Source organism: Micrococcus sp. HMSC067E09 (assembly GCF_001812555.1).
GTDB classification, from domain to species: domain Bacteria; phylum Actinomycetota; class Actinomycetes; order Actinomycetales; family Micrococcaceae; genus Micrococcus; species Micrococcus lylae.
On record NZ_KV809444.1, the window covers coordinates 130,023 to 136,557 of the forward strand.

At 71.2% G+C, this 6,535-nt stretch carries 3 protein-coding genes; all 3 read left to right on the forward strand.

What is annotated here, in order from left to right:
* The first annotated feature begins 33 nt into the window (after nucleotides 1–33).
* The 3 genes from HMPREF2863_RS07975 (at nucleotide 34) to acnA (ending at nucleotide 6,471) form a co-directional block, all read left to right on the forward strand.
* On the forward strand, nucleotides 34–2,004 hold the full coding sequence (locus HMPREF2863_RS07975; protein ID WP_070639313.1) for an APC family permease: 1,971 nt from the start codon (nucleotides 34–36) through the stop codon (nucleotides 2,002–2,004).
* 135 nt (nucleotides 2,005–2,139) lie between these two features.
* Nucleotides 2,140–3,582, forward strand: a complete 1,443-nt coding sequence (locus HMPREF2863_RS07980) for a class I SAM-dependent RNA methyltransferase (protein WP_070639289.1) — start codon at nucleotides 2,140–2,142, stop codon at nucleotides 3,580–3,582.
* 186 nt (nucleotides 3,583–3,768) lie between these two features.
* The gene (gene acnA, locus HMPREF2863_RS07985; RefSeq protein ID WP_070639291.1) at nucleotides 3,769–6,471 is read left to right on the forward strand and encodes an aconitate hydratase AcnA; all 2,703 of its coding nucleotides are present in this window, start codon (nucleotides 3,769–3,771) and stop codon (nucleotides 6,469–6,471) included.
* Nucleotides 6,472–6,535 lie beyond the last annotated feature (64 nt).

The window sequence follows — 6,535 nt, forward strand, 5'->3', positions numbered from 1 at the left end:
ACCGACGCCCGCGACGCGGGTACTGTGTCCGACGTGACGACGGTCCTGTCCTCTCTGCGCCGACTGCTGGTCGGCCGCCCCGTGGCCTCCGGGCCGGGGCAGCGCACTGCTCTGCCGCGCACCACGGCATTGCCCGTGCACTCCTCGAACGCGTTCTCCTCACTGGCCTACGCGCCGGACGAGGTGATCCTCACGCTCGTGACCGCCGGCGCGGCGGGGCTGGCGCTGGGGCCGGTCGTGGGCATCGCGGTGGTCGCGATCATGCTGCTGATCGTCCTCGCCTTCCGCGCCGCGGTCGTCGCCGTGCCGCGCGGCGGCATCTACGAGATGGCCCGGACCAACCTCGGCCCGCGCTCGGGCGTCGTGGCGAGCTCGGCGCTGCTGGTGGACCTCGTGTTCACGGTGGCCGTGTCCCTCGCCGCGTTCGCGCAGTACGCGGTCGCCCTGTTCCCCGTGTTCCGCGGGCACCGCCTCCCCGTGGCGCTGGCGGCCCTGCTCCTGCTGGTCCTCGTGTGCCTGCGTGGAGCGGGACGCGGCCGCAGGATGACGGCCGTGCTGGTGAGCGTCTTCGTGGTGCTGCTGACCGCGACGATCGCCGTCGGTGTGGTCCAGGACCTGACCGGCGGCCTCGCCCGGGCCCAGTCCGCCGGCTACACCGTGGTGGACGCGGTCGCAGCACCGGCCACGGCCCTGGGCGTCGGGCTGCTCGCCCTGCGCGCCTTCGCCGCGGGGTCCGCCCTGCTGACGGGCGTGGAGGCCCCGGTCGGCGCCGTCGAGCAGGTCCGCCGGCCGTCGGTGCCCGGGGTGCGCTGGATCCTGCTCTGCATGGCCGGGACGATGGCCGCCCTCACCCTGGGCGTCATGCACCTGGCGCAGCGCACGGGGGTCGTCGTCGCCCTCGACCACGACCTGCTCCGCACCCCGGGCGGCAACCCGGTGCCCGACGAGCTGACTCCGCCTCCCGTGGTGGCGCAGATCGCCGCGGCGGTCTTCGGCGGGCAGGCCCCGTGGACGACGCTCGTGGTCGCCTCCGCGGCCGTGCTGCTGCTGATCGCCGCCCGCGCCGCCTTCGCCTCGTTCCCCGCGCTCACCGCGCGCCTGGCCGAGGGCGGCTACCTGCCGCGCCACTTCAAGTCCCGCGGCGACCGTCTCGTCCAGAGCTGGTCGGTGATCTGCCTGGGCATCGGCGCGGCGGTCCTCCTGCTGGTCTTCGAGGCCAACACGGCCTACCTGGTGCAGGTCTACGTCATCGGAGTCTTCCTGGCGTTCAGCCTCGCGCTCGCCGGCATGCTGCGGCTCTGGCGTCGCCGCCTGGCGCACACCCCGGGCACCCGCGGGCGCGCCCTCGTCCGGCTGCGCCTGGTGCTGACGGCGGCCGCGCTCGGCGTCACCGTCCTGGCCGGCGTGGTCGTCTTCGTGACCCGCTTCGCCAGCGGCGCCTGGGTCGCGCTGCCGGCGATCCTCCTGGGCGCGCTGCTCATGGGGCGGATCCACGCCCATTACGGGGCCGTCGCCGCAGAGCTGGCCCCCGCCGAGGACGACGACGCACGGGCGCTGCCGTCGCGGGTCCACGCCACCGTGGTGGTGACGTCGCTGAACCGGCCGACCCTGCGGGCCCTGGCCTACGCCCGGGCGAGCCGCCCCGGGAGCCTGGAGGCCGTCGTCGTGGACATCGAGAGGGAACAGACCGCCGCTCTGCTGGCGGAGTGGGAGAGGGCCGCCGTGCCGGTGCCGCTGACCGTGGTCGGGTCCCCCTATCGCGACGCGGTGACCCCGCTCGTGCGCCACCTGCGCAGGCTCTCCGGCCGACGCGGCCACGGGCTCACGATGGTCTACCTGCCCGAGTACGTGGTGCGGCCGGGCTGGCGCACCCTCCTGCACAACAGGGCCGCCTCCCGGCTGCGGAGCCGCCTGCAGCGCGAGCCGGGTGTCATGATCGCCTTGGTGCCCTGGCAGGTGCAGGACGGCCTGCGGGCCGGTGACCTGGGGGCGAACAGCCGTTGACGGTTCGGTGACACGTGGGGCGGGCGCGCGCGCCGCCGCGCGTCCCCGGGTCCACCGGCCCCTTCCGAGCGTGCAAAGATAGGACCACAACAGCGTCGGCGCAAGGTCCGGCGTGCGGCTCCGGAAGGAGAATCCATGGCGGTCACCGACACCTCACACGACTGCGTCGACGTGGACCGGCTCATCGAGCTCGAGGTCGGCGCTGTCGCCCACGGAGGCCACTGCGTGGCCCGTCACGAGGGGCGCGTCGTCTTCGTGCGCCATGCGATCCCGGGCGAACGCGTCCGCGTGGCCCTCACGGAGAGTGAGGAGGGCGCCCGCTTCTGGCGCGGGGACGCCGTGGAGATCATCCGTCCCTCGGAGTTCCGTCGCATCCACCAGTGGAAGCTGGCGGACATGCTGCGCGCCCATGCCTCCGGACGCCTTCCGGTCGGCGGCGCAGAGTTCGGCCACATCGTGGTTCCGCACCAGCGCCGGCTCAAGGCCCAGGTCTACCGGGACACCCTGGCCCGCATCGCCGGCATCACGGTCGAGCCGGAGGTCATGTTCGCCGGCGAGGACGAGCCCACCGGCCAGCGCTGGCGCACGCGCAACGCCTTCGCTGTGACGCCCAACGGCCGCATCGCCATGCACGCGCACCGCTCCGGCACCCTCGTGGCGGTCCGCAATATGCCCCTCGGCGTGCCGGCGCTGGACGCCCTCGCCCTCTGGGACTGGGACTTCTCCGGCGCCGAGCGCGTGGACGTGACGACCCCGGCCGACGGCGGCCGTCCGCTCGTGCTCGTCACCCCCACCGCCCAGACCCGCTCCGACGAGGTCCGCCTCGGACGGCTGCGCACCCGGATCCGCCAGGCCGCCAACGCCCACGGCGAGCTGTCCACCGGCTTCCTGCTGCCGGCCAAGCGCCGCAATGCTCCGGCGAAGGTCGAGCGCATCACCGGGCGCACCTGGGTCGAGGAGACCGTCGCCGCCGCCCACGGCGTGACCCGCACCTTCCGCGTCTCCGGTGACGGGTTCTGGCAGGTCCACAAGGACGCGGCCACCACGCTGGTGGACGCCGTCATGGAGGATGCCGCCCCGCAGCCGGGGCAGGTCGTCGCGGACCTCTACGCCGGCGTGGGCCTGTTCACCGCCTTCCTCGCCGAGGCCGTGGGGCCGGGCGGCCACATCCTGTCCGTCGAGGTCGCCCCCCATGCCTCCCGGGACGCCCTGCGCAACCTTCACGACCTCCCGCAGGCCACCGTGCTCAACGGTCCCACCGACCGTGTGCTCGGCAACCTGCTCGCCGACCCGGACGCCGAGGAGCAGGACGGTGGCCTCGCCGGCCGCACCCTGGACACCGTCGTGCTGGACCCGCCGCGTGCCGGGGCCGGCCGACGCGCGGTCGAGCGCATCATCGCGCTCGCCCCGGAGACGGTCGTCTACGTGTCCTGCGATCCGGCCTCACTGGCCCGGGACCTGGCCTGGCTGGCCCGCGGCGGCTACGAGGTCACCCGGGCCCGCGTGATCGACCTCTACCCGGACACCCACCACCTGGAGTCGGTGACGGTCCTGACGCGGACCGCGCCGGCCGTCTGATCTGCGAGAGATCAGGCAACACAGCCTCTCTCCGCTCTGCCTTCAGGGTAGGGTGGAGGCGAGTGCGGTGCACCACATCTCGGCGCCGATCGGCTCACGGATCGCCGTCGCGACGCACCGCTCATGTGAGACCCACAACTGGACGAGCGCCCGGTGCAGAGGCCGGGCAGGAAAAGGAGTCCTCCCGTGACGACTGTCGACAGCTTCGGCTCGAAGGGCGTCCTCGACGTCAACGGCGCCGAGTACGAGATCTTCCGCCTCAACAAGGTCGAGGGCGCGGACAAGCTGCCCTACTCCCTCAAGGTCCTCCTCGAGAACCTGCTGCGCACCGAGGACGGTGCGAACGTGACCAAGGAGCAGATCCAGGCCCTGGCGAACTGGGACGCCTCGGCCCAGCCGGACACCGAGATCCAGTTCACCCCGGCCCGTGTGATCATGCAGGACTTCACCGGCGTGCCCTGCGTCGTGGACCTGGCCACCATGCGCGAGGCCATCAAGGACCTCGGCGGTGACCCGACCCGCGTGAACCCGCTGTCCCCGGCCGAGCTGGTCATCGACCACTCCGTGCAGATCGACTTCTTCGGCAACGACCAGGCGATCGAGCGCAACATGGAGGTCGAGTACCAGCGCAACGGGGAGCGCTACAAGTTCCTCCGCTGGGGCCAGACCGCCTTCGACGACTTCAAGGTCGTCCCCCCGGGCATGGGCATCGTCCACCAGGTCAACATCGAGAACCTGGCCCGCACCGTCATGACCCGTGAGGTCGACGGCGTCCTGCGCGCCTACCCGGACACCTGCGTCGGCACCGACTCCCACACCACCATGGTCAACGGCCTGGGCGTGCTGGGCTGGGGCGTCGGCGGCATCGAGGCCGAGGCCGCCATGCTCGGCCAGCCGGTCTCCATGCTGATCCCGCGCGTCGTCGGCTTCAAGCTGACCGGTGAGATCCCGGCCGGCGCCACGGCGACCGACGTGGTCCTGACCATCACCGAGATGCTCCGCGAGCACGGTGCGGTGGGCAAGTTCGTCGAGTTCTACGGCGAGGGCGTCGGCTCCGTGCCGCTGGCCAACCGCGCCACCATCGGCAACATGTCCCCGGAGTTCGGCTCCACCGCCGCGATCTTCCCGATCGACGACGTCACCCTGGACTACCTGCGCCTCACCGGCCGCTCCGAGGACTCCATTGCCCTCGTGGAGGCGTATGCCAAGGAGCAGGGCATGTGGCACGACCCGTCGAAGGAGGTCGAGTACTCCGAGTACCTGGAGCTGGACCTGTCGACCGTGGTCCCGTCCATCTCCGGCCCGAAGCGTCCGCAGGACCGCATCGAGCTGACCTCCTCCAAGGACCAGTTCCGCAAGGACCTGGCGAACTACGCCTCGGGCGACGAGGAGGGCCTCGGCCGTCCCTCCAAGGCCGTGAACGTGACGATGGAGGACGGCCGCGAGTTCGGGCTGGACCACGGCGCCGTGACCATCGCCTCGATCACCTCCTGCACCAACACCTCCAACCCGTCGGTCATGATGGCCGCGGGCGTGCTGGCGCGCAACGCGGTCGCCAAGGGCCTGACCTCCAAGCCGTGGGTGAAGACCTCCGTGGCCCCGGGCTCCAAGGTCGTCACCGACTACTACGAGAAGTCCGGCCTCAACGAGTCCCTGGACCAGCTGGGCTTCAACATCGTCGGCTACGGCTGCACCACCTGCATCGGCAACTCCGGTCCGCTGGAGTCCGAGATCTCCCAGGCGATCCAGGACAACGACCTCTCCGTGACCGCGGTGCTCTCTGGCAACCGCAACTTCGAGGGCCGCATCAACCCGGACGTGAAGATGAACTACCTGGCCTCCCCGCCGCTGGTGGTCGCCTACGCCCTGGCGGGCTCCATGGACTTCGACTTCGAGAACGAGGCGCTGGGCCAGGACTCGGAGGGCAACGACGTCTACCTGAAGGACATCTGGCCGGACCCGGCCGAGGTCGAGAAGATCATCGACGAGTCCATCGACACCCAGATGTTCGTGGACAAGTACTCCACGATCTTCGACGGCGACGAGCGCTGGCAGGCCCTGGAGACCCCGTCCGGCAACACCTTCGAGTGGGACGCCGACTCCACCTATGTGCGCAAGCCCCCGTACTTCGAGGGAATGGGCATGGAGCCGGATCCGGTCACGGACATCGAGGGCGCCCGCGTCCTGCTCAAGCTCGGCGACTCCGTGACCACGGACCACATCTCCCCGGCGGGCTCCTTCAAGTCCGACACCCCGGCCGGCAAGTACCTGCTGGAGAACGGTGTGGAGCGCAAGGACTTCAACTCCTACGGTTCGCGTCGTGGCAACCACGAGGTGATGATCCGCGGCACCTTCGCGAACATCCGCATCAAGAACCAGCTGCTGGACGGCGTGGAGGGCGGCTTCACCCGCGACTTCACCCAGGACGGCGCCCCGCAGGCCTACGTGTACGACGCCGCGCAGAACTACGCCGAGCAGGGCACCCCTCTGGTGGTGCTGGGCGGCAAGGAGTACGGCTCGGGCTCGTCCCGTGACTGGGCGGCCAAGGGCACCGCGCTCCTGGGCGTCAAGGCCGTGATCACCGAGTCCTTCGAGCGCATCCACCGCTCGAACCTCATCGGCATGGGTGTGCTGCCGCTGCAGTTCCCGGAGGGCGAGAACGCCGACTCGCTGGGCCTGACGGGCACCGAGGTCTTCTCGATAACCGGCGTCACCGAGCTGAACGAGGGCACGACCCCGAAGACCGTGAAGGTCACCGCCGAGGGCGAGGACGGCAAGGTCACCGAGTTCGACGCGGTCGTCCGCATCGACACCCCCGGTGAGGCCGACTACTACCGCAACGGCGGCATCCTGCAGTACGTGCTGCGCCAGATCGCCGCGAAGGCCTGATCCACAGGACACCGCCCGCGCGCGGGCACCACGACGGCGGCCCGCCGCCCTCCGCACAGAGGGC

Coding starts and splice junctions, on each gene's coding strand:
- HMPREF2863_RS07980 (WP_070639289.1), top strand. CDS start 2,140: ATGGCGGTCACCGACACCTCACACGACTGCGTCGACGTGGACCGGCTC.